Below are 26,745 nucleotides of genomic sequence, written 5' to 3'. Positions count from 1 at the left end.
CCGTACCCTGGCCCGTCGTGACGACCCGCCCGCTCCGTCCCGTCGCCGTCATCGGCCCCACCGCCACCGGCAAGTCCGACCTCGGCGTGGACCTGGCGATCCGACTGGGTGGCGAGGTGGTCAACGCCGACGCCATGCAGCTCTACCGGGGCATGGACATCGGCACCGCCAAGCTGGCGGTCGACGAGCGGCGCGGCGTGCCGCACCACCTGCTGGACGTCCTCGACGTCACCGAGACCGCGTCGGTCGCCGCCTACCAGCGGCAGACCCGGCGCACGGTCGAGGACCTGCTCGCCAGGGGCAGGGTGCCGGTGCTCGTCGGCGGGTCCGGCCTCTACGTCCAGGCGGTGCTGGACGAGCTGGAGTTCCCCGGCACCGACCCCGAGGTGCGGGCCCGGCTGGAGGCGGAGCTGACCGAGGTCGGCCCGGCCGCGCTGCACGCCCGGCTCGCCGCGGCGGACCCGGCCGCCGCCGCGGCCATCCTGCCCAGCAACGGCCGGCGCGTCGTCCGGGCCCTGGAGGTCATCGAGATCACCGGCCGGCCGTTCTCCGCGACGCTGCCGCGCCCGGGGCCCGCCCGGTACGGCACGGTCCTGGTCGGGCTGGACCGGGACGTCGCCGAGCTGGACGAGCGGGTGGACGAGCGGGTGCGCCGCATGTTCGCCGCCGGCCTGGTCGAGGAGGTCCGGGCGCTGGAGGCGGTCGGGCTGCGCGAGGGGCGCACCGCGTCCCGGGCGCTGGGCTACCAGCAGGTGTTGGCCGCGCTCGACGGCGAGTGCGACCTGGACACCGCCGCGTCCGAGACGGCCCGCGCCACCCGCCGGTTCGTGCGGCGGCAGCGCTCCTGGTTCCGGCGCGACCGGCGGATCACCTGGCTCGACGCGGCCCGTCCCGACCTGTTGGACGCCGCGCTGTCCCTGCTCTGATGTCGGGCCCCCGGCGCACGTACGCTGGCGGCGTGCGCGGAGTGGAGTTCGTGAAGGGGCACGGCACGGAGAACGACTTCGTCGTGCTGCCCGATCCCGAGGGCGTGTTGGAGCTGACCGACCGGCGGGTGCGCGCGCTGTGCGACCGACGGCGGGGGCTCGGCGCGGACGGCGTGCTCCGCGTGGTCCGGGCGGCGCACGTGGAGGATGCTCCGTCCACTGTGGACCCTTCGGGCTGGTTCATGGACTACCGCAACGCCGACGGCTCCGTGGTGGAGATGTGCGGCAACGGCGTGCGGGTGTTCGCCACCTACCTGGTGTCGGCCGGGCTGGCCGAGGCCGGCGAGGTCGTCGTCGGCACCCGCTCGGGCCCGCGCCCGACCAGGGTGCGCGCCGACGGCGTCGTCACGGTCGGCATGGGGCCGGCCACGGTGACCGGCCGGTCCACCGCCAACCTGGGCGGCACGTCCTTCCCCGGCTTCGCCGTGGACGTCGGCAACCCGCACCTCGCCTGCCTCACCGACTTCCCGGTCGACGAGTTCGACCTGACCACCCAGCCCGCCTACGACACCTCGGTCTTCCCGAAGGGGGTCAACGTCGAGCTGGTCAACACCGTCGACGCGGGGACCCTGCGGATGCGGGTGCACGAGCGGGGCGTGGGGGAGACCCGGTCCTGCGGCACCGGCACCGTCGCCGTCGTGGCCGCCGCCCTGCACGCCGAGGGGCAGCGCGCCGGACGCCGGACCGTGCACGTGCCCGGCGGCACGGTCCAGGTGGAGATCACCGAGGACGGCAGCACGCTCACCGGACCGGCCGTGCTGGTGGCCAGGGGCGAGCTGGACGCCGACTGGTGGGCCGCCGCCGATCGCTGACGCCGCGTCCGCTGCCGCCGCCGATAGCTGACCTCGCGCGTCGCTGGCCCGCGACCGCTGACGGCCGCGACCGACCACCGCGGCGGACGCCGGCAGGGGCGCGCCGGGGACCCGTCAGGCCCCGGGGACGTCCACCTCGACGACCTCCAGCCGGCCGAGCCGTCGGTCCGCGACCTCGCCAGGAAGGGACGACGGCGCGGTGCAGCACACCAGGGTGCGCCGGTCCGGGCCGGCCAGGCCGACCGCGAAGCAGTTCTGACTCGTCGTCACCCGGCCGTGGAGGTGGCCGCCCGCGCCCACCCGGACGGCGGACGGACTGATCCCCGCCGCCGCCCACACCCGGTCCTCGACGTCCACGCTGACGCCGTCCGGCGCCACGAGATGCTCGCGCAGGTCCGCCCAGACGCGGCGCGCGCCCAGCGAGCCGTCCTCGGCGACGTCGAAGGCGAGCAGGCGCGCCCCGAGGGTCTCCGCGAGCACCAGGGTGCCGTCGGAGAGCAGCACCATGCCGTTGGGGAACCGCAGGCCGCTCGCGGCGACCCGCACCTCGCCGTCCGGCTCGACCAGGGCGAGCGCCGCCGTGGGCGGGTCGGCCGCCAGCGCGGCCAGCGCCGCCATGCCGTGCTCGGTGAGCTGGGCGTGCAGGTCGAACCCGAAGTTGCCCACGTAGGCGCGCCCGCTCGGGTGCACGAGCATGTCGTTGGTGTGGAAGGTGGCCAGGCCGGACAGGTCCGCGTGGAGCGCCAGCCGGCCGTCGGGCTCCAGCCGCAGGACCGTGCGGTCGAGCATCGACACCACGAGCATCCGGCCGTCCGGCAGCCAGCCCAGCCCCGACGGCTGGCCGGGCACCTCGCACACCACCTCGCGGGCGCCGGTCGTCAGGTCGACGGCGAGCACCTGCCGGTCGTAGAAGTCGGACAGGTAGAGGCGGCCGTCCGGTCCCCGTCGGGGCGCCTCGCCGAACCGGAGGTCGGCGAGGAGCACCTCGGTGTCGCTCATGGTCGCCGACCGTACTGACCGGGGACTTCTCCGGGTACCACCCGAACCGGTCCGGGTGGCGCGGCGCCGGCGGAACACGCGCGGGTCGCGCGACGTTGGACGGGGCGAGAAGACGGCCGACGGGTCGGGCCGCTCGGCCCCGCTCCCGGCCTCCCCACCACCTCCGGTTGCCGAGCTGGGAAAACGGGTAGCCGGGAGTGGGAGCATGGAAGGCGTATGACGGATATCAAGCATGACCCCCTGTGGGTCCACGAAGACGAGCCGGACGCGGTCCCCTCGACGGGCGACCTGGAGCTGGCGGAGCGGGTGGCCCTGCGCCGCGTCTCCGGACTGTCCACCGAGCTCGCAGACATCTCCGAGGTCGAGTACCGGAAGCTCCGACTGGAGCGGGTCGTCCTGGTCGGTGTGTGGACCGAGGGCGACGGCACCGAGGCCGAGGCGTCGCTGGCCGAGCTCGCCCGGCTCGCCGAGACCGCCGGCTCGCAGGTGTTGGAGGGCCTGGTCCAGCGCCGCAACCGGCCGGACCCGGCCACCTACATCGGCGCGGGCAAGGCCAGGGAGCTGCGGGAGGTCGTGATCGCCTCCGGCGCCGACACCGTGATCTGCGACGGCGAGCTCTCGCCCGGTCAGCTGCGCCAGCTGGAGGAGCAGCTCAAGGTCAAGGTCATCGACCGGACCGCGCTGATCCTGGACATCTTCGCCCAGCACGCCCGGTCCCGGGAGGGCAAGGCGCAGGTGGAGCTCGCGCAGCTGCAGTACCTGCTGCCGCGGCTGCGCGGCTGGGGTGAGGCGATGTCCCGGCAGGCCGGCGGCCGGGCCGGCGGCGGCAACGGCGGCGTCGGCCTGCGCGGTCCCGGTGAGACGAAGCTGGAGACCGACCGGCGGCGCATCCACAAGCGGATCGCCAAGCTGCGTCGCGAGCTGACCGGGATGCGGACCGTGCGGGAGACCAAGCGGGGGCGGCGCACCGCCAACGCGGTGCCCAGCGTCGCGATCGTCGGCTACACCAACGCCGGCAAGTCCAGCCTGCTCAACGCCATCACCGGCGCGGGCGTGCTGGTCGAGGACGCCCTGTTCGCCACCCTGGACCCGACCACCCGCCGCTCGACCACGCCGGACGGATGGCCGTACACGCTGACCGACACCGTCGGCTTCGTGCGGCACCTGCCGCACCAGCTCGTGGAGGCGTTCCGCTCGACGCTGGAGGAGGTGGCCGACGCCGACCTGCTGCTGCACGTCGTCGACGGCTCCGACCCGGCGCCCGAGCGGCAGGTCACCGCGGTGCGCGACGTGCTCGCGGAGATCACCGAGGAGCGCGACGCGCCGATGCCGCCGGAGCTGCTGGTGGTGAACAAGGTCGACGCGGCCGACGACCTCGCGCTCGCCCGGCTGCGCCACCTGCTGCCGGACGCGGTGTTCGTCTCGGCCCGCACCGGCGTGGGCATCACGCGGCTGCACGAGCGCGTCGCCGAGCGGTTGCCGCACCCCGACGTGCTGGTCGACGTCCTGGTCCCCTACACCCGGGGCGACATGGTGGCCCGGGTGCACGCCGAGGGCGAGGTGCTGGCCGAGGAGCACACGGCCGAGGGCACCCAGCTCCGGGCGAAGGTGCGGCCGGACCTCGCGGGCGTGCTCGGGGAGTTCGACGTCCCCGCCGGCGCCCGCTGACGGACCGGGCGCGCCCGGTCCGACGGATCACCCGCGCGAGGGTGGTCGTGGGGGTCTCCCTCCACGACCACCCTCGCGTTCTGCTTGGGGGCTCCGCGTCGCCGACGTCGGTCGGCTGGTTGCGCCAGACTGGGTGGGGTGACTGCCCACCGAGCTCGTCCGTTCCTGTCGGTGTTGTCCGCCGCCCTCGCGGTCGTGGGGCTGGCGGTCGGGCCACTGGCGCCGACCGCGCTGGCCGAGCCGGGCACGCGCACGGCGTCGCCCCAGGTCAGTGAGGTCTGCCGGACTCGGGACCCGCGCCTGGCCGAGGTGTCGGGGCTCGCGTCGGACGGCGCCAACTGGTACGCCGTCACCGACGACGGGAGCCAGATCCAGGTCTTCGTGCTCAACCGGGAGTGCGCGGTGCGGCGGGTGATCACCGCGCCCATCGACCCGTTCGACGTCGAGGACATGGCCCGGGCCGCGGACGGCACCCTGTGGCTGGCCGACACGGGGGACAACCGGGCGAAGCGGGAAACCGTCGCGTTGCACGCCGTCTCGCCGAACGGCAAGGCCGTGCTGCACCGCCTCACCTACCCGGACCGGGCGCACGACGCCGAGGCCCTGCTCCTCGACCGCAAGGGCGTGCCGCACCTGGTGACGAAGGAGCCCCTCGGCTCGTCGGGCATCTACCGGCCGGTGGGGCCGCTGGCGGCGCCCGGCCCGACGGCGCTGGAGAAGGTGGGCACCGTCCGGCTCGGGCCGACCGACACCAAGGGCGGACCGCCGGCCGCCGGGAGTTTCGGGTCCGTCCTCGTGACCGGGGGAGCGGTCAGCGCCGACGGCACCGTGGTCGCGCTCCGCACCTACACCGACGCGTACCTGTTCAGCGCTCCTGACGGGGACGTGGTCGCCGCTCTCGGTCGGGAGCCGGTGCGGGTGCCGCTCCCCGACGAACCCCAGGGCGAGGCGCTCGCGTTCGAGCCGGACGGGACGTTGTTGGCGGGTGGTGAGTTCGGGGACGGCGGCTCCAGCGCGCCCATCCGCGCCATCCCCGGTGCGACCGGGCTGGTGGCGCGTGCGGCCGCTCCTCCGGCCACGGGCACGACACCGCGCCCGCAGGACGGCGGGGCGGACGCCGCCGCGAAGGACACCGGACAGGGCACGGAGTCGGGAACGCCCTGGTCAACCCTGGGCGTGGCCGGGGTGGCGGTGGCGCTGGTCGTGGTGGTGCTCGGCCGGCGACGCCGGGCTCGCTGACCTCCGGCGGCGGGCCGGCCGCCCAGCGACGCCGGAGTCGGTGCCGTCGGAACTGGTGCCGTCGGAACCGGTGCTACCCGAGCCGGTGCTGCCCGAGCGCCGGCGTCGTCAGAGGCGGCGGAGCACGGCCACCACGCGGCCCAGGATCGCGGCCTCGTCGCCGAGGATGGGTTCGTAGGCCGGGTTGTGCGGCATCAGCCACACGTGGCCGTCCCGGCGCTTCAGGGTCTTGACCGTGGCCTCGCCGTCGATCATGGCGGCCACGATGTCGCCGCTGTCGGCGTCCGGCTGCTGCCGGACCACCACCCAGTCCCCGTCGGTGATCGCCGCGTCCACCATCGAGTCGCCGACGACCCGCAGCAGGAACAGCGACCCCTCGCCGACGATCTCCTTGGGCAGCGGGAAGACGTCCTCGATGGCCTGCTCCGCCAGGATCGGGCCACCGGCGGCGATGCGGCCGACCACCGGGACGTAGGCGGGCTGGACGGCCGGGGACGACGCGGCCGGGGCGGCCTCCCCCGGCTCGGCGGGAGCGGTGGACGGCCCGCCGGGCCGCGCCCACACGCCGGCGCCGGGCACGGCGTCCGGCGGGAGCACGCCGACGGTGCGGGGTCGGCGCGGGTCGCGGCGCAGGTAGCCCTTGCGCTCCAGGGCGCGGAGCTGGTGGGCGACCGAGGAGGTGGAGGTCAGGCCGACCGCCTCGCCGATCTCCCGCACGCTCGGCGGGTAGCCGTTGCGCTCCAGGTGGTCGCGGATGACCTCCAGCACGCGGCGCTGGCGGGGGGTCAGCTCGTCGGTGTTGGCCGAGTTGTCGGCCGGCTCGGGGAACGGGTGCACCTCGGCCACGTCGGGAAGACCGGCGCCGGCGCTGGTGTCCGTGTCGACCCCGCCTCCGGGAGCTCCGGCCCCGGGCGCCCTGTCGATGGGGGCGCCGGTTGTCGGGGCGCTGGTTGTCGGGGCGCTGGGGGCTCTGTCCGCGAGGGCTCTGTCTCCAGGGGCTCCGTGGGCGGTCGGCCCGTCCCCGTCACGCCTGGGTGCCACGTCGCTGCCCTCCTGCCCGTTCGGGTCGCCGGTCACGTGCGCCACAGGACGACGCTAGCCCGGTTCCGCCCGGAGATCAAACACCTGTTCGAAGGATATCGCCCGGGTGGCTTCAGTTCGATCTTCGGCGGTGGTAGACAGTCGCACGGGAGTTCGATCGAACACTTGTTCGATCTTGCGGAGTGTCGCGCTGGTCCGGTGCGCGGAAGGAGGCTGATGGCCGTCCGTAAGCGGGAGAAGGCGCCGGCGTCGCAGGGGGAGTGGCGTCGCGAGGTTCCGGTCCTGGTGGGCGAGGTGGTGGCATCCCGCGGGTACGGCCCGCCTCGCGCGCGTCCTGTGGTGGACGGCACGCGGCGTCCGCCCGGCCGGCCCCAGCCGGTGGTGGCCCGGCCCTCCCTTCGGCTGTCCCCCTGTCGTGTGCGCCCGATCTCACACGTGTGGACCCTGGTGGTCCTCGTCGGCGCGGCCTGCCTGGCCGTCGTCCTGCTCGGCGTGAGCGGGCCGGACCGGCGTGACGCCGTGCCGACGGGCACCGAGACGGTCCACGTCGCTCCCGGGGAGTCGGTGTGGGACGTGGCGCGGCGGGTGGCGCCCCGGCACGACCCGGACGCGGTCGTCCGGCGCATTCGTGAGCTGAATCCCCTCGACGGGGTGGCGGTGCTCCCCGGACAGGCGCTCGTCGTTCCGGTGGACCGCTGAGCGGGCCCCTGCGGGCGGCCTCCGCGGCCGTGTGTCGGGGGTCGGCCACGCGGCCCCGGGGCGTTGGCGGGGCCACTGGAGGGGTGCTTCGGAGTGGGGTCCGGCGGGGTGTCCGGACTGGGACAGACGGGTGACGCGCGGGTGTCCAGGCCAATTTGCGCGTTGGGCTGCCGAGGCATAGATTCCCCAACATCTAGTGGTTACACCGCTGTAGTTAGTCCACAGGTTGGGTCTCGGAGCGTGCCGGACGGTCTACGGGCCGTGCTGGTGACGCGTTCCTGACGCACCCCTTCGTGGGCTCGCCGGGGCGGTCGGGGCGGAAAGGGGTGACGAAGATGCGGTGCCCGTTCTGCCGCAACTCCGACTCCCGGGTCGTGGACTCCCGTGAGGTCGACGAGGGTCAGGCCATCCGCCGCCGGCGGTCCTGCGCGCAGTGCGGCCGACGCTTCACCACGGTGGAGGAGGCCGTGCTCGCGGTGGTGAAGCGCTCCGGTGTGACCGAGCTGTTCAGCCGGGAGAAGGTGGTGCGCGGCGTGCGTCGCGCCTGCCAGGGCCGGCCGGTGGACGAGGACGCGTTGCAGCAGCTCGCGCACCGGGTCGAGGAGTCGATCCGGGCGACGGGGTGCGCCGAGATCCCGAGCCACGAGGTGGGGTTGGCCATCCTGGGCCCGCTGCGGGACCTGGACGAGGTCGCCTACCTGCGGTTCGCCAGCGTCTACCGGTCCTTCTCCTCGGTGGAGGACTTCGAGAAGGAGATCGCGGACCTCAGATCGGTGCGCACCGCCGAGACGCCGACGGCGTAGGCGGGAGACGCGGCGGCCGGGTCGGGCCGCCAGGCGCGCCCAGCGGGGCGAGCGGCGGGCCGGGAGGCCCGCGAACACGAACTCAACCGGTGTTCGGCGTGCGCCGAGCAGCGGTGAAGACACATTGCCAGGAATCAGACCGCTGAAGACAGATCGCTCCAGCAGTGGCGGTTCGGACCGCACCGGACGGGGAGACCGGACGGGGCCGATGCCGGTCGAGCGAGCAGCAGCAGAGGGAGAGAGACAGGTCATGACGGAGACCGTCGGGACCCCGGCAGCCGGCGCGGGGGAGTCAACGGCGTCGCCGAACGGCAAGCGCCGGGGCGGCAAGCGTCAGGGACTGCGCGTGCGGCGGGTCTACACGACCGAGGGTGTCCACCCGTACGACGAGGTCACCTGGGAGCGCCGTGACGTCGTGATGACCAACTGGCGCGACGGCTCGGTGAACTTCGAGCAGCGTGGCGTCGAGTTCCCCGACTTCTGGTCGGTGAACGCGGTCAACATCGTGACCAGCAAGTACTTCCGCGGCGCCGTGGGCACCCCGCAGCGGGAGAGCAGCCTGCGGCAGCTCATCGACCGCGTGGTGCGGACCTACACCGCGGCCGGCGTGGAGCACGGCTACTTCGCCGGGGACGCCGACGCCCAGATCTTCGAGCACGAGCTGACCTGGATGCTGCTGCACCAGGTGTTCAGCTTCAACTCGCCGGTGTGGTTCAACGTCGGCACCGCCTCGCCGCAGCAGGTCAGCGCCTGCTTCATCCTGTCGGTGGACGACACGATGGAGTCGATCCTCGACTGGTACAAGGAGGAGGGCCTGATCTTCAAGGGCGGCTCCGGGGCCGGGGTGAACCTGTCCCGCATCCGCTCCTCGAAGGAGCTGCTGTCCTCCGGCGGCAACGCCTCCGGCCCGGTGTCGTTCATGCGCGGCGCCGACGCCTCCGCCGGCACGATCAAGTCCGGTGGCGCCACCCGGCGCGCGGCCAAGATGGTCATCCTCGACGTCGACCACCCCGACGTGGAGGAGTTCGTCGAGACCAAGGCCCGCGAGGAGGAGAAGATCCGCGTCCTGCGGGACGCCGGCTTCGACATGGACCTGGGCGGCTCGGACATCACCAGCGTCCAGTACCAGAACGCCAACAACTCGGTCCGCGTCTCGGACGAGTTCATGCGCTCGGTGGAGGGCGGCGGCGAGTTCGCGCTGCGCGCCCGCACCACCGGCGAGGCGGTGCAGAAGGTCGACGCCAAGGGCCTGTTCCGCAAGATCGCCAAGGCGGCGTGGGAGTGCGCCGACCCCGGCATCCAGTACGACGACACGATCAACGACTGGCACACCTGCCCGGAGTCGGGCCGGATCACCGCGTCGAACCCGTGCAGCGAGTACATGCACCTGGACAACTCCAGCTGCAACCTGGCCTCGCTGAACCTGCTGAAGTTCCTCCGCGAGGACGGCACGTTCGACGGCGAGACCTTCGCGAAGGCCGTCGAGCTGATCATCACCGCGATGGACATCTCGATCTGCTTCGCGGACTTCCCGACCCCGTCGATCGGCGAGACCACCCGGAAGTTCCGCCAGCTCGGCATCGGCTACGCCAACCTGGGCGCCCTGCTGATGGCGACCGGCCACGCCTACGACTCCGACGGCGGTCGGGCGCTGGCCGCGGCGATCTCCTCGCTGATGACCGGCACCGCCTACAAGCGCTCGGCCGAGCTGGCCGGCGTGGTCGGCCCGTACGAGGGCTACGCCCGCAACGCCGACGCGCACCGCCGCGTCATGCGCAAGCACGCCGCCGCCAACGACCTGGTGCGCACCTACCACCGCAACGACGCCGCCGTGCAGGCGCTGGCGACGAAGGCGTGGCAGGAGGGCCTGGAGATCGGCGCCCGCAACGGCTGGCGCAACGCGCAGGCCAGCGTGCTCGCCCCCACCGGCACCATCGGCCTGATGATGGACTGCGACACCACCGGCATCGAGCCCGACCTGGCGCTGGTGAAGTTCAAGAAGCTGGTCGGCGGCGGCTCGATGCAGATCGTCAACCAGACCGTGCCGAGGGCGCTGAAGGCGCTGGGCTACGTCGACGAGCAGATCGAGGCGATCGTCGAGTTCATCTCCGAGCACGGCCACGTGGTGGACGCGCCGGGCCTGCGCACCGAGCACTACGAGGTGTTCGACTGCGCCATGGGCGAGCGCTCCATCGCGCCGATGGGCCACGTGCGGATGATGGCCGCGGTGCAGCCGTTCATCTCCGGCGCGATCTCCAAGACGGTGAACATGCCGGAGACGGCCACCGTCGAGGAGGTCGAGGAGATCTACTTCGAGGGCTGGAAGCTCGGCCTGAAGGCGCTGGCGATCTACCGCGACAACTGCAAGGTGGGCCAGCCGCTGTCGGCGGCCAAGTCCGCCCCGGCCAAGGCGGAGAAGGACGCGCCGGTGGTCGAGTACCGGCCGGTGCGCAAGCGCCTGCCGAAGAAGCGGCCGAGCCAGACCGTGTCGTTCACCGTGGGCGGCGCGGAGGGCTACCTGCACGCCGGCTCCTACCCGGACGACGGCCTCGGCGAGATCTTCGTCAAGCTGGGCAAGCAGGGCTCGACGCTGGCCGGCGTGATGGACGCCTTCTCCATGTCCATCTCGGTGGGCCTGCAGTACGGCATCCCGCTGGAGTTCTACGTCTCGAAGTTCATGAACCTGCGCTTCGAGCCGGCGGGCATGACCGACGACCCGGACGTCCGGTTCGCCACCAGCGTGCTGGACTACCTGTTCCGCCGGCTGGCGCTGGACTACCTGCCGTACGAGAAGCGGTCGCAGCTCGGCGTCTTCACGGCCGACGAGCGCGCGGCCCAGGTGGCGGGGGAGACGCCGACCGCGTCCGGCGGTGGCGACGAGGTGGACATCGAGGGCCTGCGGGCGACGGTGGACGCCAGCCCGCAGCCGCCGGTGCCCAACGGCGCCGACCGGGAGCGCAAGGTGGGCAGCTCGACCGAGCTGATCGAGCTGCACGCCGGCAAGGCGGCGGACGCCCCGCTGTGCCTGACCTGCGGCACGAAGATGCGCCCCGCCGGCTCCTGCTACGTCTGCGAGGGCTGCGGCTCGACCTCCGGCTGCAGCTGACCCCGGTTCGGGGTCCGCGGTAGCGGATGACGGATGACACGAGGTGGGGCCAGTCGTCGACTGGCCCCACCTCGTGTTTCTGTTTCAGGGCAAGGATTTCTGCGGCGCGGTCGGCGCGGGCTTCTGGTGGCGGGATCGGAGTCGAAAGCCCCAGACTGTGGCTGGGGTGTGTTGTCCTTGCAGGGCAAGGAAAAATGGTTAGTCCTTTGCGGACTGTTCCGGCGTGGTGGCCGGGTTCAGGGCGCCGAGCAGTGCGCCCACGCAGATGTCGCGGAGCTGGGCGCGGGAGAAGGTCTCGTGCGCCAGCCACTCGACGCAGATCGCGCGCACGAACACCAGCCACGCGTGCAGCGTGGCCGACATGACCTCGCGCTGGAGGCCGTCGGGGTCGGAGGCGTCGAGGACGCGTCGGCGGAGCTGGGTCAGCTCGTCGGCGATGATGGCCTGGATCGCCGGGTCGCCCGCCAGTTCCCGGTTCGCGGACAGCACGGTCCGCCGGTTCGCCACGAAGTAGTCGATGTGGGCGTCCAGGCCGGCCGACACCTGGTCGACCAGCGAGCCGGCCGAGTCGATCCGCGTCGCCGCCAGCAGGTCGTCCGCCGCGCGGCGGTAGATCGCGGCGAACAGGTCGCGCTTGCTCGCGAAGTAGCGGTACAGGTTGGCGCGGGACACGCCGGCGCGCTCGGCGACCTCCTCCATCAGCACGTCGTCGTAGGGGCGGGTCGCGAACATCTCCGCCCCGACGTCGAGCAGCTCGCCACGGCGCTGTTCCGGGGTGAGTCGCCGGCGTGGTCCCATGCCGCGAACACTAGTTGACGTGTGTCTCTTAGCGGTCGTACCTTCCTGTGAGACACGTGTCCAGTAGGGCTGGACGGTGGAAGGGGGGCGGCACGATGACTGGTGCCGGGCTGGCGGGGCGGCGGCGGGCGCGGAAGGTCGCGGTGCCCGACGTGGTCCGGTCGCACGCTGCCGTGGAGCGGGTCGACTACCAGGACGCCTTCGCCGTCCCCGTGGACACGTCCGCGCGGGACGGCGCCGAGCGGTGGGTCCGGGCGGTCCTCGACGACGCGCCGGCGCCCCTCCGGGCGTTCCTCCGGTTCGGGTGGTCGCTGTTCGGCGCGCGACTCGGCCCGTACCCGTCCCCGGCGCACGTGATGGGGTGGCGGATCGGCGAGAACGAGCCCGACCACGTCCGCCTTGAGGTCGAGTGGACGATCGGGCTGCGGGCCAACCTCGTGCTGCGCGCGCTCCCGACCTCGGTCGTGCTGGCCACCTTCGTCCAACTCGACACTCGCGCCAGCCGAGTCCTCTGGCCGGCGCTCATCCCGCTCCACCAACTGATCCTGCGTTACGTGCTCTCCCGCGCCGCGCGCTCCGACAGTTCGTTGGCCCCGCACGAGAGCGGCTGCTGAACTTCCCCCGTGATCCACGTGAGCTGGGAGCGGCCGCTCCACCAGCGCGGCTCGACCGCCGGGCTCGCGCTGGCTCCGGGGCACCTCGTCGTTCACGAGCGGAGCACCAGGCTCGTCAGCCTTGATCCGGTGGACGGGTCGGTGCGGTGGGACGCGGCCGTCGGCACGTGGCCGCGGGAGGTCGTCATCGCCGGGCAGCGCTGCCTGGTGATTCCCCAGAACACCAACCAGGTGCTCTGTCTGGACCTCGCGACCGGGGAGTGCGTCTGGAGTGCCGACGTCCCCTGTCTCACCGGGCATCTCGCGGTGGCGGCCGACGTGGTGCTCGTGGGTGGCTGGCGCGGGTACACCCCACTTCGCGCGCTGGACCTGGAATCCGGCCGGTCGCGGTGGGAAACGGGCCGTCGGGTTCACACGGTCCAGCCCTCGGCCGCAGGAGACGGTTTCCTGATCGGCCAGCCTGGTGACACCACCGTGCGCCTGATCGACCGGAACCACGGCCGCGAGCTCTTCTCCTGGGCGTTGCCGGAGCCTCTCGCGCATCACCATGACGACGCGGCCTTCCTGGGAATCGACCCGGATCGCTTTCTGGTGCGGTGCGGCGACCGTGTTGTCGCGGAGATCAGGTCCTCGGTCGAGCAGGGGCGGGAGTTCCTTCGGGCCGGGCACGATCTCCTCGCTGTGGCGCCGGAACACGCCGGTGGCCGGTTGTGGCTCAGGGAGCCGCGCGGCGGCTACACGGTGGGCGATCCGACGGACGGCCGGGTGCTGGGACGGATTGATCTCCGGAAGACCCTGGTCGATCAGGTGGTCCCGACCGGGGCCGGATTCCTCGTCGCCGGCAGTTCCGGCGTTCTGCACCACCTGGACGCCGAGGGACGGGTCGTGGAGCGCCTTCCGGTGACGCGGCGGTTCCGCGCCCTTCGGTCGCTCTCGCCCACCCGCCAGCTCCTGGTGACCAAGGGCACGCTGCTCGCCACCACTCTGCCGGCGGGCCTGGTCGCGGAGGCGGAGGCGACGTGGCCGGGTGCTGAGTAGGGCGGAGGCTCTGGCTGTGGTCAGGGGATGACGCGGTAGTGGGTCGTCAAGCGGCGGTCGTCGTCGAGGACGTGGAAGGCCAGCGCCGGCGGGAGGTTGTGGTCCAGGGTCCTGCCCGACTCCCACGGGAGGCGGAGCGTGGAGACCACGCCGGGCGCCACCAGGAGCGGTCGGCCGGCGAACGTCGACGCGGCGGCGGTGTGCGCGTGTCCGCAGAGGACGGCGACGACCTGGGGGTGGCGGGCGAGGACGGCGGCGAGCTGGTCCTCGCCGTACTGCCGGATCTCGTCGATGAACGGGCTGTGCAACCGGACGGGCGGGTGGTGGAAGCAGACGAACACCGGCTCGTCGGCCGCTTCGGTGAGGACCTCGTCGAGCCAGGAGAGCGTCTGGTCGGTGAGGACGCCGTCGTCGCGGGTGGGGATGGTGGAGTCGCAGAGCGCGAAGACCGCGCCGCCCGCCCGGTGGACCTGGTTCACCGGCTCGTCGCCGACCGGCTGGTCGAGGAGGTCCTGGCGGTAGGCGGAGCGCACGTCGTGGTTGCCGGGGCAGGTGAACACCGGGGCCGAGGTGGGGAGGATCTTGCTGGCCCGCTCGTACTCGGCGGCGAGACCGTGGTCGGCGATGTCCCCGGTGACCAGCACCGCGTCCACCGGGCGGGGGAGGGCGTCGAGGTAGGCGAACACCCGCTCGGCGCGTTCCGCGCTCCGCTCCCCGCCGTCGAGGTGGATGTCGCTCACGTGTGCCACCACGATCATGCTGTGCCTCCGTCCTGGTCACCGAGGAGGATGTCACTCCGACGAGGGAACTCGCCAGGGTGGGAGGCCGCCGACCGCCACCGGCGCTAGCCCTCGGCGAGGTTGCGGCGCAGCACGTCGAGCATCCGGACGAACTCCCGTCGCTCGTCGGCGTCGAGCCCGTGCAACGCGCGTTCGGAGAGCTTCCTGGCCTCCGCGTTCAGCGTCTCGCGCAGCGCCCACCCCCGTTCGGTGAGGTGGATCAGCACCAGTCGGGCGTCGGTGGGGTGCGGGCGGCGGGCGACCAGCCCGGCCGCCTCCATCCGGCTGGTCGTCCTGGTCACGGTGGGGGTGGCCAGGCCGAGGCGGCGGGCGATCTCCCCTGGCGGCAGGCCGTCCTCCCGCCACAGGCACAGCAGCACGAACTGCTGGCCCTCCCGCACGCCGTGGCCGGCGAACGCGGCCTCCGCCGCCTGGGTGAGGGCCCGTTTGGCGGCCCAGAACACGGGCTGGAAGTCGTCGGCCCACTCGCTGATCTCCCACTCCCGCACGGTGGCGCCCCTCCCCTTGACGACCTGATCGTTAGCCGCCTAACGTGTTTCGCGACCTGATCACTGCGCGGCTGACGATAGCGGGGAGTGAGCGACGGCGATGAGCATGGACGAGCGAGCCGGACGTCGGGACGCGGAGCCCGACGGCCGGTCGTGGGGCGGGGACCGGCTCGACCTGCCGGCGTACCTGGACCGCCTCGGCGACGACGGCCCCCAGGAGCCGACGCTGGAGACGCTGCGGCGACTGCACCGCGCCCACATCGCGGCGATCCCGTTCGAGAACCTGGACGTCATCCTCGGCCGCCCGGTCCTCGTCGACCTGGAGAGCGTGCAGGACAAACTGGTCCGACGCCGCAGGGGTGGCTACTGCTACGAGCAGAACACCCTGTTCGCGGCGGTGCTGGAACGGCTCGGGTACCCGGTGCGCGGGCTCGCCGCCCGGGTCCTCATGGGCAGTCGGAAGATCCGCCCGGCCACCCACGCGCTGCTGCGGATCGAGATCGACGGGCACTCGTGGCTGGCCGACGTCGGCTTCGGGGGCGGGGGCCTGCTGGAGCCGATCGAGCTGCGCGACGGGGCGGAGGCGCGCCAGGGCGGGTGGACCATCCGGCTCGACCGCGAGGACTCCGACGAGTGGGTGCTGCGCTCACTGACCCCGGACGGCTGGCTCGACCTCTACAGCTTCGGGCTCGACCGGCAGTACCACGCGGACTTCGGCGTGCGGAACCACTTCGTCTCCACCAGTCCCCGGTCGCCGTTCGTCACGCGGATCGTCGTGCAGCGGTATGACGAGCGGCGGCAACGGGCGCTGGACGGCGACACCCTGACGACCACCTTCGCGGACGGTGCTCGCGAGACCGCCGCGGTGACCCTGGACGAACTGCCCGCGCTGCTCACCGACGAGCTCGGGATCGTGCTCGACGTCGAGGAGCGGGAGGCGGTTCTTCGCTACGCCAGGGAGAAAGCGCAGAAGTCCTGAGTTCGCGCGCCGCCCCGAGAGGGCCGCCCCAGGGTGGTTCTCCTTCGGGGCGGCGGGTTTCGGCTGTCAGGTCGGGTCGGCGGTTCGGCTCAGGCCGGCAGCGCCTCGACCAGGTGGTACCTGCTCGACGTGGACAACGGGATCACCTCGCCGAGGACGAGGTCGGCGTCGCCGAGGAGGCGTGCGTAGTCGCTCACCGTCCGCTCGCGCCCGGTTGTCATGACCATCATCTCGATGTCTTGCAGCAACACGAAAAGCGCACCTTCAGGACTGTCCACTGTGTCCTCTGGAGATAAGGGGTCCACAGTGGATGGAGCTGGGGCCTGCCGTTGCTCCGGGAGGAGTGCGGAGAGCACGAGCACCCGACCGCCCGGGCTCATCGCGTTCCGGCAGTTGCGCAGGATCACCACGCACTCCTGGTCGTTCCAGTCGTGCAGGACGTTCTTCAACAGGTACGCGTCGCCGCCTTCGGGCACGGATGCGAAGAAGTCGCCGGCCACCAGTGAGCAGCGGTCGGCGACACCGAACTCGCTGAGCACGCTCGGCGCGTTCCGCAGGGCGGCCGTGCTGTCGAAGAGCGTGCCGCGTTGTTCGGGGTGCGCCGCCAGGACCGTGGCCAGCAGCGTGCCGTTCCCGCCGCCGACGTCGACGATCTGCTCGAAGCGGCCGAAGTCGTAGCTCCGCGCGATCACCGGGTTCTGCATCGCCGTCCCCGCCGCCATCGCGGCGTGGAACCGCGCGGCCAGCCGGTCGTCCGTCGGCAGGTGGTCGAACAGGGGCGTGCCGTGGACGAGGTCGAACGCGGGCTTCCCGGTGCGCACGGCGTCCTCCAGCGCTCCCCAGGCGCGCCACACGGCGGGATCGCCGTACAGCGTGAGGAAGCGGTGGAGCGGCCAGCCCGAGTCGGAGCGGAGCATTCGGCCGAGCGGGGTCGACACGACGCGGCCGTCGTCCCGGAACGCGAGAAGACCGGCCCCGACGCCGGCGCGCAGCAGTCGGGCCAACGGGTCGGGTTGGGCGCCGGTGGCCGCGGCCAGCTCCTCGACCGGCAGCGCGGAGTCGCCGAGCGCCTCGAAGACCCCCAGCCGGACCGCGGTTCCGGCGATCTGGGAGAGCGCGAAGCCGTAGACGATCGGGAGGAGCACCTGTCGGGTCGCCTGCTCGGAGCTGGGTCCGGTCACCTTGGTCTCCCGGGAGTTCGGCGAGTCCCTGTGCACGGGACTGTAACGACGCGGGTCGTGACGCGGTCCGGTTTCCGTCGGTTCTCCCGTTCCGGTCGGCTCGGGTGGCTGTCGTCGGGGTCTCGTCGGTGTGGGGGCTCCGTTCTTGACCGATCGGTCTCGAATCGGCTAGGGTGATCATGTGCCACGGAGCAAGGAGTTCGACCCGGACGTCGCCCTGGAGGCGGCGCTGGAGCTGTTCTGGGAGCGCGGCTACGAGGCGACCTCGATGGCGGACCTCGTGGAGCGCCTCGGGGTCGCCAAGGCCAGCATCTACGCCACCTTCGGGAGCAAGCACGACCTGTACCTGAAGGCGATCGACCGGTACATGGGGGCGAAGGACGCGGCGGTGGTCGAGTCGTTGTCCCAGCCGGGTCCCGCCCTGCCCGCGGTGCGCGCGCTGGTCGAGCGGTACGTCGCCGAGTCCGTCGCGGACGAGCGGTGCCGGGGGTGCCTCGTCGTCAACGCGGCGGTCGAGCGGTCGCCGGTGGACGCGCTGGTGGCGCGCAGGGTCGCGTCCAGCTGGGACACGCTGGAGGTGGCCATGACCACGGCTCTGGTCCGGGCCAGGGCACAGGGGGAGCTGGCGGCGGACAGCGAGCCGCGCGCGCTCGCCCGGCTGCTGTTGACCCTGCTCCAGGGTATCCGCGTCCTCGCGAGGGGCGCGTCCTCGGCCGAGCGGCTGCGGGACGCGACCACCCAGGCCTTCCGGTTGCTGCGGTAGCCGGTCCCGGTCGGCGGGGTTCGCCCCGCGTCAGTGGGCGTGGTGTGCCCACAAATAAGAACGATCAGTCTTGAATGAGGCGTGCTCTGGCCGCCTCGGACGTCGCGTGCCGTGCGGCGTCCACGAACAACAGGGCCCACGCGGTCAGCACAGGAGGAAGTCATGAGCACGTCGTTCGCCGGCAAGGTCGTCCTGGTCACCGGCGCCGGTTCGGGCATCGGTCGGCACATCGCGGTGTCGTTCGGCCGCGCCGGAGCGACCGTCGTCGTCGCCGGGCGGAGCGCCGAGCCGCTGGCCCGGACCGTCGAGCTCGTCGAGGCCGAGGGCGCGACCGGCTCGTACGTCACCGTGGACGTGACGAACGAGGCCGACGTGGCGCGCATGGTGGAGACGGCCGTCGCCCGGCACGGCGGCCTGCACGTGGCGGTGAACAACGCGGGGGTGCTCGGCACCCCCGCCCCGCTGGGCGAGCTGGCCGAGGCGGAGTGGAACGCCGTGCTGGCCACCAACCTCACCGGCGCCTGGTTGTCCATGAAGCACGAGATCGCGCACATGCGGGCCAACGGCGGCGGCGCCATCGTCAACGTCGCCTCGAACCTCGGCCCGCACATGGCCCGGCAGAACATGGGTGCGTACGGGGTCTCGAAGGCCGGTGTGGTCGTCATGACGAAGACCGCGGCGCTGGAGTACATCGGCGAGGGCGTGCGGATCAACGCGGTCAGCCTGGGCGCGGTGGACACGTCGATGTCGATGAAGCCGGGGGAGACCGAGGAGGACCGCGCCGCGCGCATGCGCGAGGCCGTCCCGGCCGGGCGGGTGGCCACCACGGAGGAGATCGCCGCGACCGTGCGGTGGCTGGCCTCGCCGGAGTCGAGCTTCCTGGTGGGGCACGACGTCGTCGTGGACGGCGGCGCGAGCCTGTAGCCGGCGGGCGGGCGGGCGGGGCGGGAGCGGGGGACGCTCCCGCCCCGCCGCCGTAGTAATTGACCTACAGTTACAAAACTGCGTAGGGTGCGGTCATGGGTCGTCCCAGGAAGTTCGATCCCGACGTCGCCGTCGACCAGGCGATGGAGGTGTTCTGGCGTCAGGGCTACGCCGGCACGTCCCCGCAGGACCTGGTCGACGCGCTGGGGATCGGGCGGGGCAGCCTCTACAACGCCTTCCAGGGCAAGAACCAGCTGTTCCACCGCGTCCTGCGGCGCTACCACGACCAGGAGTCCGTGCGCATGATCGAGCTGCTCGACCGTCCCGGTCCGGTGCGGCGGCGGCTGCGCCTCGCGCTGGAGACGATCATCGAGGAGGACTTCGCCGACCCGGACCGCCGAGGCTGTCTCGCCGTGAACACCGCGATGGAGCTCGCGGGGCGCGACGAGGAGGCCACGCGGCTGGTGCGGCGGATGTTCGACCGCCTGGAGCGGACGCTGCGCGCGCTGGTCGAGGAGGGGCAGCGCTCCGGGGAGATCGCCCCCGGTCGGGACGCCGGCGCCCTGGCCGGGTTCCTGCTGAGCGCCATCAACGGGATGCGGGTGCTCACCAAGACCGCCGAGCACCCCGACCAGCTGCGCCGCGTCGTCGACGCCACGCTCGACCTGCTCTGACCCCCCTTTCTCCTCGCGACGCCGGGCGCGTCGCGGGGTTTCGTCCACCGTTGTTTTGTAACTACAGGTCAAAAAGGAGTCCGTCGTGGACCTTCGCCTGTCCGGCCGCACCGCCGTCGTCACCGGAGCCAGCAAGGGGATCGGCCTGGCCATCGCCCGCCTGCTCCGCGCCGAGGGCATGCGCGTGGTCGGCGCCTCCCGCACCGTCACCCCCGAACTGGCCGCGCTCGACGTGGCCGCGTTCCCGGTCGACCTCACCGCGCCCGACGCCGGCGACCGGCTGGCCGCGTACGCGCTGGACCAGCTCGGCGGCATTGACCTGCTCGTGAACAACGCCGGCGGTGCGGAGAACGCCACCCACACCGACGGCTTCCTCGCCATCGACGACGCCGCGTGGCAGCGCACGCTCGACCTCAACCTGCTCAGCGCGGTGCGCGTGACCAGGGCCGCGCTGCCCAGCCTCGTCGAGCGCCGGGGGGCGATCGTCAACATCTCCTCGATCGGCGCGCGCTTCGCGCACCCGCCGGTCGACTACGGCGCGGCCAAGGCCGCCCTCACCAACCTGGGCAAGGCGCTGGCCGAGGAGTTCGGGCCCAGGGGCGTCCGGGTGAACACGGTCTCGCCGGGGCCGACCCTGACCCAGAACTGGCGGGACCCCGAGGGCTTCGCCGGCGACCTGGCCAGCGCGGCCGGCCTGGACCACGCGGAGTTCCTCGCCGGGCTGCCGGAGACCATGGGCATCACCACGGGCCGGCTCGCCGAGCCCGAGGAGATCGCCGCGCTGGTGGCCTTCCTGGCCTCGCCGCACGCCGCCAACATCACCGGGGTCGACTACCGGGTCGACGGCGGCGTGATCAAGACCGTGTGACTGGCCGGCGTCGCGGGCGGGGAGCCACCCCCAGTCGGCTCCCCGCCGCCCCGTCGCCGTCCCCAACGGCCCACCCAGCCTTCCCGCCCGGGCCACCCGACAGGTCCCGCTCACGCCCGATCCGCCTCCCTCTCGCGGGGGATCGTGGGGCTCCCGCGCGTGGGGGAGGTCACCCGACCGGGGGTCTGTCAGACTCTGCCGGTGTCCGGAGTCGTCGCGGCATGGACGCGCCCGCTGGTGCGTCCGTTCCTGAGCAGGTCCACCTACGGCCGCTGGGTGTTCCTGCTGCTCGGCGGCGTCTTCGTGATCCCCTACATCGCGCTGTACGCGATGTTGCTGCGACTGATGACCGTGGAGCTGGCCGACGGCGGCCGGCCGGTGGGCCTGGTGCTCACCGTCCTCGCGGTCGCGATCTCCTGGATGCCGGCGTTCATCCCCGGCGTCCGCGTGCTGGAGGCCGCCGCCGCCCGCGCGCTGCTCGACGCGGGGGTGCCCCCGCACGTCGGCGCGCCCCTCTCGTGGAGCGCGCGGTGGCGCGCGGCGGCGTGGTTCGTCCTGCACATGGCCGTCGGCGCGCTGCTGACGCTGCTCCTGCTGATGGCCCTGCCGATCGGCGTCACGCTGCTCGTCGGGCCCTTCTTCCTCTCCGGCGGCATGGAACTCGGCTGCGTCCGGTTCCCCACCAACGGCACGCTCGCCGCGGCCTGGGTGCCCCTGGTCGGCCTCGCCGTCATCGTCGGCACCTTCTACCTGGGCGCGGCGACCGGCGCGCTGCTCGGCCGGTGCGCGCCGGCGTTCCTGGGGCCCTCGGCGGCCGAGCGGCTGGCCGAGCTGGCGGAGCAGGCCGACCAGCTCGCCGAGCGGAACCGGTTGGCGCGCGAGCTGCACGACTCGGTGGGCCACGCCCTGACGATCACGACGCTCCAGGCCAGTGCGGCGCAGCGCGTGCTGGAGGCCGACCCGGAGTTCGTCCGCAACGCGTTGCTGGCCATCGAGGAGACCGGCCGCAGCGCGCTGGAGGACCTCGACCACGTGCTGGGCCTGTTGCGGGACGGCGCGAGCTCCACCAAACCGCAGCCCACCCTCGCCGACCTCGACCGGCTGCTCGCCAAGACCCGGTCCACCGGGGTGACGGTGGACGCCAGGCTGGACGGGGACGTGCACCGGATCCCGCTCGTGGTCTCGCGGGAGGCGTACCGGATCGTGCAGGAGGGCCTCACCAACGCGCTGCGCCACGCCGGGAAGGTCCCGGTGACCGTGCGCCTCGCGGTCAACGTCGACGAGCTGGAGCTGGAGATGACCAATCCCATCGACGCCGCGCCCCGCAGGCGCACCCGCCACGGCGGGGGCCGCGGCCTGAAGGGGATCAACGAACGGGTCGCGATCCTGCGCGGCGCGGCGAGCGCGGGCCAGGAGGACGACCGGTGGCGCGTCGCGGTCCGGCTCCCGCTGCGGGCCGCGCGATGAGCGTCCGGGTGCTGCTCGTCGACGACGAGGACCTCGTGCGGACCGGCCTGCGGGCGATCATCGACGCCGAGCCGGACCTGAGCGTGGTGGGCGAGGCCGCCGACGGCGCCGAGGTGGGGCCGCTGGTGCGGCGGCTCCGCCCGGACGTGGTGCTCATGGACGTGCGGATGCCCGCTGTGGACGGCATCCAGGCCACCCGGCACCTCCTGGACACCCTGGACGAGCCGCCGAAGATCCTGGTCGTCACCACGTTCGAGAACGACGACTACGTCTACGAGGCCCTGCGTGCCGGCGCGAGCGGTTTCCTGCTCAAGCGGGCGCGGCCGGCCGAGATCGTGCAGGCGGTGCGGGTGGTCGTGCAGGGCGACTCGCTGCTGTTCCCGACGGCCATCCGCGGGCTCGCCGAGCGCAGCCGCAGCCGGGAGGCCGCGGACGGGTTGCGGCGCGCCCAGCTCACCGAGCGGGAGGCCGAGGTGCTGCGGCTGATGGCGCGGGGCCTGTCGAACGCCGAGATCGCCGGCGAGCTGTTCGTCAGCGTGCAGACGGTGAAGACCCACGTCAGCAACGTGCTGGGCAAGCTCAGGGCCCGCGACCGGGTGCAGGCCGTGATCACCGCCTACGAGTCGGGGTTCATCGCTCCCCGGTGAACCCCGGCGGCGTCCAGCGGCTGCCCGCGCCGCTGGCGCGGTAGAGGTCGCGGAGCAGCGCGACCTCCCCTCCGTGGTGGTGCACCTCCCGGTTGACGTGCAGCACCAGCGCGGCGAGCGGGAGCTCGGCGTACGGTCCCTCGGCGGGCCCGCACGGGCGGGCGAGCTCGGCCACGTCGAGCGCCTCCAGCCCGGACCGCCACGCGGCGTACTGCCGGTCCAGGAAGTCGAGCCCGGCCGCGGCGGTGGCCGGCCACTCGACGGTGTCGAGGGTGAGCGAGCCGTCGCCGAAGTGCTGGCTCGCCCGGAACCCGAGCACCGGGCCGCCGATGTGCGCCACCCGCCAGGCGATCGTGGTCACCGGGGGCGGCTCCGGCGCTGGCCACTCCCAGTCCGGGACGGGCCGGCCGTCGGCCGCCGGGCGCACCGTCCAGCAGCCGGGAACGGGCTCCCACCGGTACTCGTCGTCGGTGAGGCCGGCCAGCCGGGGCCGGAACTGGTTCATCCAGTACCAGTCGAGCTGGCTGACGAGCTCGAAGCGCCAGTCCACGCCGCTGTCGGACATCGGGACCTCCCGAGGAGGGCCAACGCGTACCGGGGCGAGCGTACGGACGAGTCGGCGTGGTCGCCACGACAGGCGGCCGCCAGGACGGGCGCGCGGCGGCCGGCCGGCGGAGTCGGCGTGGTCGCCCAGGGAACCGGCCCCGGGGCGACCACGCCGTCCGCAGGTCAGGCCCCCGCGGCGACCTCGTCGATCTCGGTCAGCAGCCGGGTCCGCGTGGCCTCGTCGCAGAACGCGGCCCGCACCCCGGCCCGGGACAGCTCCGCCAGCTCGGCGGGGGACATCCCGAACTCGGTGTGGCACAGCAGGTACTCGCGGTTCAGGTCGGTGTCGAACATGCCGGGGTCGTCGGTGGCCAGGGTGACCGGCACGCCGGCGGCCAGCAGCCGGGGCAGCGGGTGCTCGGCCAGCGACCGCACCGCCCTGGTGCGCACGTTCGACGTCGGGCAGACCTCCAGCGGGATGCCGTGCTCGGCGAGGTGGTCGAGCAGGCGCGGGTCGTCCACCGCGTTGATGCCGTGCCCGATCCGCTCCGCGCCCAGGTCCCGCAGCGCCGACCACACGGTCTCCGGCCCGGTCGTCTCCCCGGCGTGCGGCAGGCTGCGCAGCCCGGCCGCCCTGGCCCGGTCGAACGCCTCCCGGAACAGCTCGCGCGGGAAGCCGTCCTCCGGGCCGCCGAGGCCGAAGCCGACGGTGCCCTCGGGCCGGTGCCGCAGGACCCAGTCGACGGTGTCCAGCCCGGCCTTCGGGCCCTTCTCGCCCGGGATGTCGAAGATCCAGGCCAGCTCCACGCCGTGCTCCTCGGCGGCGCGGCGGCGGCCGACCGCCAGCGCCTCGGCCAGCTCGTCCTGGTCGACGCCGGCCAGCAGGTGGTTGACCGGGGTGACGGTGACCTCGGAGTAGCGCACCCGCCGGCTGGCCAGGTCCCGCGCCAGCCCGACGACCAGCGTGGTCACGTCCTCGCCGGTGGTGACCAGCTCGCCGACGGCGAGGATCACCTCGATGAAGTGCGCGAAGTCGGTGAACTCGTAGAACGCCCGCAGGCGCTCGGGGTCGGTCGGCACGGCGAGGGCGCGGGGCGGGCCGTCCGCGTGCCGGCGGGCGAGGGTGAGGACGGTGTCGACGGAGGCCGATCCCACGAGGTGGACGTGGAGCTCGACCTTGGGCAGCGCGTCGACGAACGACGGGACGTCGGTGGGCATGACGGGTCCTTTCCGGGAGGGAGGCGGGGGCGTGGCGACGACGGGGCGTCTCACCAGGCCAGGTCCCCCCGGCAGTGGTCCTCGCCGTACAGCGGCAGCGGAAGAAGTCCGGCCAGATACGGGTCCACGTCGGCAGTCTCGCGGACGCGGCCGGGGCGGTGTCAACCGACTTTGGTGTCCACTGTGGACGACGAAAGAGGGATTGACATTGGCGTGCGCGCGCGGTGAGGGTGCCAGGAGCCGTTCGACCGGAGATCCCGGGGGTAAACATGAGATCCGCACGAGCCGCACTGCTCGCCGCCTTGGTGGCGTTGCCGTTGACCGGGGGGATCGCGTCCGCCGCGCCGCCGGGTCCGGTCTTCGCCGACGGCCAGGCGCAGCCCGTCTACGACCCGGCCGACGTGGTCCGGGAGGACGTGTGGGTGCGGGCCCCCGTCGACAGCGACGGCGACGGCAAGGACGACGAGGTCCACCTGGAGGTCGTGCGGCCGCGCGCCACCGACCAGGGTGTGCGGGTGCCGGTCGTGTACCAGGCCAGCCCCTACTTCTCCGGTGGCAACAAGGTCGCCAACCACAACGTCGACGTCGAGCTGCACGTGCCGGAGCGCCCCGGTCGACCGGGCGGGCGGAGCGGCCAGTCGCACGACACGCGCGGCGACGAGCGCGTCGCCGCCGCACTGGGCAGCGCCGGGCCGAACGCGCTGCCGATCGGTTGGCAGTACGAGCAGTTCTTCGTCTCCCGCGGCTACGCCGTCGTCTACGGCGAGTCGCTGGGCACCGGCAAGTCCACCGGCTGCCCGACGACCGGTGGCCGCAACGAGACCATCGGCGCGAAGTCGGTCGTCGACTGGCTCAACGGCCGCGCCAGCGCCAGGAACGCCAAGGGCGAGCAGGTGCGCGCCGGCTGGACCACCGGCAAGACCGGCATGATGGGCGTGTCGTACAACGGCACCCTGCCCAACGCCGTGGCCACCACCGGTGTCCGGGGCCTGGAGGCCATCGTGCCGATCGGCGCGATCTCCAGCTGGTACGACTACTACCGCGCCGACGGCGCCGTGGTCGCGCCGGGCGGGTACCAGGGCGAGGACGCCGACGTGCTCGCGGAGTACGTGCACACCCGCTCCGACCGCGCGGTCTGCAAGCCGGTGATCGAGAAGCTCGCCAAGGAGCAGGACCGGATCACCGGCGACTACAACCAGTTCTGGGACGAGCGGAACTACCTCAACGACGTCGGTCGCGTGCGCGCCGCGGTGCTCGCCGTGCACGGCCTCAACGACTGGAACGTCAAGACCAAGCAGGTCGCCCAGTGGTACGACGCGCTGAAGCGGCACGGCGTCCCGCACAAGATCTGGCTGCACCAGTCCGGCCACGTCGACCCGCTGAGCCTGCGGCGGGAGGAGTGGCTGCGCACCGTGAACCGGTGGTTCACCCGGTACCTGCACGGCCAGCACAACGGCGTGGAGTCCGAGCCGAAGGCCACCCTCCAGCGCGAGGACAAGTCCTGGGTCAACGAGCCCGAGTGGCCCGCCCCCGGCACCTTCGACGCCGAGCTGCGCCTGCGTCCGGGCGGCTCCGGCACCGGTGGGCTGAGCCCGTACGGCCGGCACCCCGGCGCTCCGGTCTCCGAGAAGCTCACCGACGACGCCACGAAGCGCGCCGAGGACCTGGCCTCGGCGGCGAACTCGGACCACCGGCTGGCCTACCTCTCCGAGCCGGCCAGGGCCGACCTGCGGGTCAGCGGCACCACCAAGGTCGACGCCCGGTTGTCCTTCGACCGGCCGGCGGCCAACGTCACCGCCCTGCTCGTGGACCGCGCGCCGGACGGCTCGACCCACGTGATCACGCGGGGCTGGGCCGACCCGCAGAACCGGCACGACGCCGGTCACACGCAGCCGATCCGCCCCGGCCAGTGGTACCGCGTCGGGGTCGAGATGCAGCCCGACGACTACGTGCTGAAGGCCGGCCACCGGCTCGGCCTGGTCGTGCTGTCCAGCGACCACGACTTCACGCTGCGGCCGAAGCCGGGCGCGGGCGTGACCGTGGACGTCTCCAGCACGCGCCTGGTGCTGCCGGTCGTCGGCGGGCCCTGGAAGCTGTTCCGCTCCGTCGGCTGATCCCCGCCTGATCCCCGCCTGTTCCCGGACAGGCCACCGCGCCCGCGTCGCCCCTTCCCCGCGACGCGGGCGCGGTCGTGCCCGGGTCTCGTTGTCCGGGCCCGGTTGTTCGAGCCCGGTTGTTCGAGCGCGGTTGTTCGGGTCCGGTCGTTCGGTCGGGGCGCGACGCGTGCTGGCGCGGGACCGTTCGGGTGCCGTTCACCTTCCCGGCTGGTCAGTCGTCACCCGGAGGCGGTCTGATCGGGTCAGCCGTTTTCGGGAGGTCGACCTCGT

Annotated in this window: 25 protein-coding genes; 17 read left to right on the top strand and 8 right to left on the bottom strand. The window is 73.0% G+C overall.

All coding sequences use genetic code 11. From position 1 onward, the window contains the following. Positions 1–17: 17 nt before the first annotated feature. Both miaA and dapF read left to right on the top strand, forming a co-directional pair. The gene (miaA, locus tag BUE43_RS11400) at positions 18–926 is read left to right on the top strand and encodes a tRNA (adenosine(37)-N6)-dimethylallyltransferase MiaA (protein ID WP_073481907.1); all 909 of its coding nucleotides are present in this window, start codon (positions 18–20) and stop codon (positions 924–926) included. A gap of 32 nt (positions 927–958) precedes the next feature. After that, complete coding sequence (dapF, locus tag BUE43_RS11395; protein ID WP_073482657.1) at positions 959–1,798, top strand: diaminopimelate epimerase; 840 nt, start codon at positions 959–961, stop codon at positions 1,796–1,798. A gap of 114 nt (positions 1,799–1,912) precedes the next feature. Here dapF and BUE43_RS11390 read toward each other — a convergent pair whose 3' ends face one another. After that, positions 1,913–2,797 carry an SMP-30/gluconolactonase/LRE family protein gene (locus BUE43_RS11390; RefSeq protein ID WP_073481904.1) on the bottom strand — a complete coding sequence of 295 codons (885 nt, stop codon included), beginning with the start codon at positions 2,795–2,797 and terminating at the stop codon, positions 1,913–1,915. Positions 2,798–3,013: 216 nt separating this feature from the next. On the opposite strand from BUE43_RS11390, the gene hflX reads away from it, so the two are divergent. Next, on the top strand, positions 3,014–4,465 hold the full coding sequence (hflX, locus tag BUE43_RS11385; RefSeq protein ID WP_073481901.1) for a GTPase HflX: 1,452 nt from the start codon (positions 3,014–3,016) through the stop codon (positions 4,463–4,465). Between the two features lie 138 nt (positions 4,466–4,603). After that, positions 4,604–5,704: an SdiA-regulated/phytase-like domain-containing protein gene (locus tag BUE43_RS11380; protein WP_407697113.1), complete on the top strand. Its 1,101-nt coding sequence runs from the start codon at positions 4,604–4,606 to the stop codon at positions 5,702–5,704. A gap of 108 nt (positions 5,705–5,812) precedes the next feature. On the opposite strand, the gene lexA is transcribed toward BUE43_RS11380, so the two are convergent. Beyond that, entirely contained in the window at positions 5,813–6,550 is a 738-nt protein-coding gene (lexA, locus tag BUE43_RS11375; protein ID WP_073481898.1) for a transcriptional repressor LexA, read from the bottom strand. Between the two features lie 411 nt (positions 6,551–6,961). On the opposite strand from lexA, the gene BUE43_RS11370 reads away from it, so the two are divergent. From BUE43_RS11370 to BUE43_RS11360, 3 genes are all read left to right on the top strand, one after another. After that, positions 6,962–7,444, top strand: a complete 483-nt coding sequence (locus BUE43_RS11370; RefSeq protein WP_083959566.1) for a LysM peptidoglycan-binding domain-containing protein — start codon at positions 6,962–6,964, stop codon at positions 7,442–7,444. 335 nt (positions 7,445–7,779) lie between these two features. Continuing rightward, positions 7,780–8,247 (top strand): transcriptional regulator NrdR, encoded by a 468-nt coding sequence (nrdR, locus tag BUE43_RS11365; RefSeq protein ID WP_073482650.1) that lies wholly within the window; start codon positions 7,780–7,782, stop codon positions 8,245–8,247. Positions 8,248–8,497: 250 nt separating this feature from the next. After that, positions 8,498–11,353 carry a vitamin B12-dependent ribonucleotide reductase gene (locus BUE43_RS11360; protein ID WP_073481895.1) on the top strand — a complete coding sequence of 952 codons (2,856 nt, stop codon included), beginning with the start codon at positions 8,498–8,500 and terminating at the stop codon, positions 11,351–11,353. Between the two features lie 198 nt (positions 11,354–11,551). On the opposite strand, the gene BUE43_RS11355 is transcribed toward BUE43_RS11360, so the two are convergent. Beyond that, a complete protein-coding gene (locus tag BUE43_RS11355) occupies positions 11,552–12,151 on the bottom strand; it encodes a TetR/AcrR family transcriptional regulator (protein WP_073481891.1) in 600 nt (199 codons plus the stop codon). 95 nt (positions 12,152–12,246) lie between these two features. On the opposite strand from BUE43_RS11355, the gene BUE43_RS11350 reads away from it, so the two are divergent. Together BUE43_RS11350 and BUE43_RS11345 are read left to right on the top strand one after the other, a co-directional pair. Continuing rightward, a complete protein-coding gene (locus BUE43_RS11350) occupies positions 12,247–12,765 on the top strand; it encodes a hypothetical protein (RefSeq protein ID WP_073481889.1) in 519 nt (172 codons plus the stop codon). Between the two features lie 9 nt (positions 12,766–12,774). Continuing rightward, entirely contained in the window at positions 12,775–13,803 is a 1,029-nt protein-coding gene (locus BUE43_RS11345; RefSeq protein WP_073481886.1) for an outer membrane protein assembly factor BamB family protein, read from the top strand. Positions 13,804–13,823: 20 nt separating this feature from the next. Here BUE43_RS11345 and BUE43_RS11340 read toward each other — a convergent pair whose 3' ends face one another. Then, on the bottom strand, positions 13,824–14,561 hold the full coding sequence (locus tag BUE43_RS11340) for a metallophosphoesterase (protein ID WP_073481883.1): 738 nt from the start codon (positions 14,559–14,561) through the stop codon (positions 13,824–13,826). Positions 14,562–14,647: 86 nt separating this feature from the next. Then, the gene (locus BUE43_RS11335; protein WP_073481880.1) at positions 14,648–15,091 is read right to left on the bottom strand and encodes a MarR family winged helix-turn-helix transcriptional regulator; all 444 of its coding nucleotides are present in this window, start codon (positions 15,089–15,091) and stop codon (positions 14,648–14,650) included. A gap of 100 nt (positions 15,092–15,191) precedes the next feature. On the opposite strand from BUE43_RS11335, the gene BUE43_RS11330 reads away from it, so the two are divergent. Then, the gene (locus BUE43_RS11330; RefSeq protein ID WP_200797460.1) at positions 15,192–16,070 is read left to right on the top strand and encodes an arylamine N-acetyltransferase family protein; all 879 of its coding nucleotides are present in this window, start codon (positions 15,192–15,194) and stop codon (positions 16,068–16,070) included. 89 nt (positions 16,071–16,159) lie between these two features. Here BUE43_RS11330 and BUE43_RS11325 read toward each other — a convergent pair whose 3' ends face one another. Further along, a complete protein-coding gene (locus BUE43_RS11325) occupies positions 16,160–17,251 on the bottom strand; it encodes a methyltransferase (protein WP_073482646.1) in 1,092 nt (363 codons plus the stop codon). Positions 17,252–17,432: 181 nt separating this feature from the next. Here BUE43_RS11325 and BUE43_RS11320 point away from each other — a divergent pair, with 181 nt between their 5' ends. From BUE43_RS11320 to BUE43_RS11295, 6 genes are all read left to right on the top strand, one after another. Next, complete coding sequence (locus BUE43_RS11320; protein ID WP_073481876.1) at positions 17,433–18,014, top strand: TetR/AcrR family transcriptional regulator; 582 nt, start codon at positions 17,433–17,435, stop codon at positions 18,012–18,014. A 162-nt stretch (positions 18,015–18,176) separates the two neighbouring features. Then, on the top strand, positions 18,177–18,938 hold the full coding sequence (locus tag BUE43_RS11315; protein WP_073481873.1) for an SDR family NAD(P)-dependent oxidoreductase: 762 nt from the start codon (positions 18,177–18,179) through the stop codon (positions 18,936–18,938). A 95-nt stretch (positions 18,939–19,033) separates the two neighbouring features. Then, on the top strand, positions 19,034–19,612 hold the full coding sequence (locus BUE43_RS11310) for a TetR/AcrR family transcriptional regulator (protein WP_073481870.1): 579 nt from the start codon (positions 19,034–19,036) through the stop codon (positions 19,610–19,612). 85 nt (positions 19,613–19,697) lie between these two features. Beyond that, on the top strand, positions 19,698–20,480 hold the full coding sequence (locus BUE43_RS11305; RefSeq protein WP_073481867.1) for an oxidoreductase: 783 nt from the start codon (positions 19,698–19,700) through the stop codon (positions 20,478–20,480). Between the two features lie 201 nt (positions 20,481–20,681). Continuing rightward, a complete protein-coding gene (locus BUE43_RS11300) occupies positions 20,682–21,947 on the top strand; it encodes a sensor histidine kinase (RefSeq protein ID WP_234995660.1) in 1,266 nt (421 codons plus the stop codon). Then, a complete protein-coding gene (locus BUE43_RS11295) occupies positions 21,944–22,594 on the top strand; it encodes a response regulator (protein ID WP_073482642.1) in 651 nt (216 codons plus the stop codon). Before BUE43_RS11300 ends, BUE43_RS11295 begins: the two co-directional genes overlap by 4 nt. Here BUE43_RS11295 and BUE43_RS11290 read toward each other — a convergent pair. Both BUE43_RS11290 and add read right to left on the bottom strand, forming a co-directional pair. Further along, positions 22,578–23,159: a DinB family protein gene (locus BUE43_RS11290; protein WP_073481865.1), complete on the bottom strand. Its 582-nt coding sequence runs from the start codon at positions 23,157–23,159 to the stop codon at positions 22,578–22,580. The two genes, BUE43_RS11295 and BUE43_RS11290, sit on opposite strands and share 17 nt — an antisense overlap. A gap of 164 nt (positions 23,160–23,323) precedes the next feature. Then, entirely contained in the window at positions 23,324–24,358 is a 1,035-nt protein-coding gene (add, locus tag BUE43_RS11285) for an adenosine deaminase (RefSeq protein WP_073481862.1), read from the bottom strand. A gap of 269 nt (positions 24,359–24,627) precedes the next feature. Here add and BUE43_RS11280 point away from each other — a divergent pair, with 269 nt between their 5' ends. Continuing rightward, on the top strand, positions 24,628–26,472 hold the full coding sequence (locus tag BUE43_RS11280; protein ID WP_073481860.1) for a Xaa-Pro dipeptidyl-peptidase: 1,845 nt from the start codon (positions 24,628–24,630) through the stop codon (positions 26,470–26,472). The last annotated feature ends 273 nt before the right edge of the window (positions 26,473–26,745 follow it).

It is taken from the genome of Streptoalloteichus hindustanus, assembly GCF_900129375.1.
Lineage (GTDB): Bacteria > Actinomycetota > Actinomycetes > Mycobacteriales > Pseudonocardiaceae > Streptoalloteichus > Streptoalloteichus hindustanus.
This window is presented reverse-complemented; position numbering and strand designations above follow the sequence as displayed.

Coding starts and splice junctions, on each gene's coding strand:
- BUE43_RS11360 (WP_073481895.1), top strand. CDS start 8,498: ATGACGGAGACCGTCGGGACCCCGGCAGCCGGCGCGGGGGAGTCAACG.
- BUE43_RS11315 (WP_073481873.1), top strand. CDS start 18,177: ATGAGCACGTCGTTCGCCGGCAAGGTCGTCCTGGTCACCGGCGCCGGT.
- BUE43_RS11310 (WP_073481870.1), top strand. CDS start 19,034: ATGGGTCGTCCCAGGAAGTTCGATCCCGACGTCGCCGTCGACCAGGCG.
- BUE43_RS11340 (WP_073481883.1), bottom strand. CDS start 14,561: ATGATCGTGGTGGCACACGTGAGCGACATCCACCTCGACGGCGGGGAG.
- BUE43_RS11330 (WP_200797460.1), top strand. CDS start 15,192: ATGAGCATGGACGAGCGAGCCGGACGTCGGGACGCGGAGCCCGACGGC.
- BUE43_RS11290 (WP_073481865.1), bottom strand. CDS start 23,159: ATGTCCGACAGCGGCGTGGACTGGCGCTTCGAGCTCGTCAGCCAGCTC.
- BUE43_RS11295 (WP_073482642.1), top strand. CDS start 21,944: ATGAGCGTCCGGGTGCTGCTCGTCGACGACGAGGACCTCGTGCGGACC.
- BUE43_RS11280 (WP_073481860.1), top strand. CDS start 24,628: ATGAGATCCGCACGAGCCGCACTGCTCGCCGCCTTGGTGGCGTTGCCG.
- BUE43_RS11370 (WP_083959566.1), top strand. CDS start 6,962: ATGGCCGTCCGTAAGCGGGAGAAGGCGCCGGCGTCGCAGGGGGAGTGG.
- BUE43_RS11350 (WP_073481889.1), top strand. CDS start 12,247: ATGACTGGTGCCGGGCTGGCGGGGCGGCGGCGGGCGCGGAAGGTCGCG.
- BUE43_RS11390 (WP_073481904.1), bottom strand. CDS start 2,797: ATGAGCGACACCGAGGTGCTCCTCGCCGACCTCCGGTTCGGCGAGGCG.
- BUE43_RS11355 (WP_073481891.1), bottom strand. CDS start 12,151: ATGGGACCACGCCGGCGACTCACCCCGGAACAGCGCCGTGGCGAGCTG.
- nrdR (WP_073482650.1), top strand. CDS start 7,780: ATGCGGTGCCCGTTCTGCCGCAACTCCGACTCCCGGGTCGTGGACTCC.
- hflX (WP_073481901.1), top strand. CDS start 3,014: ATGACGGATATCAAGCATGACCCCCTGTGGGTCCACGAAGACGAGCCG.
- add (WP_073481862.1), bottom strand. CDS start 24,358: ATGCCCACCGACGTCCCGTCGTTCGTCGACGCGCTGCCCAAGGTCGAG.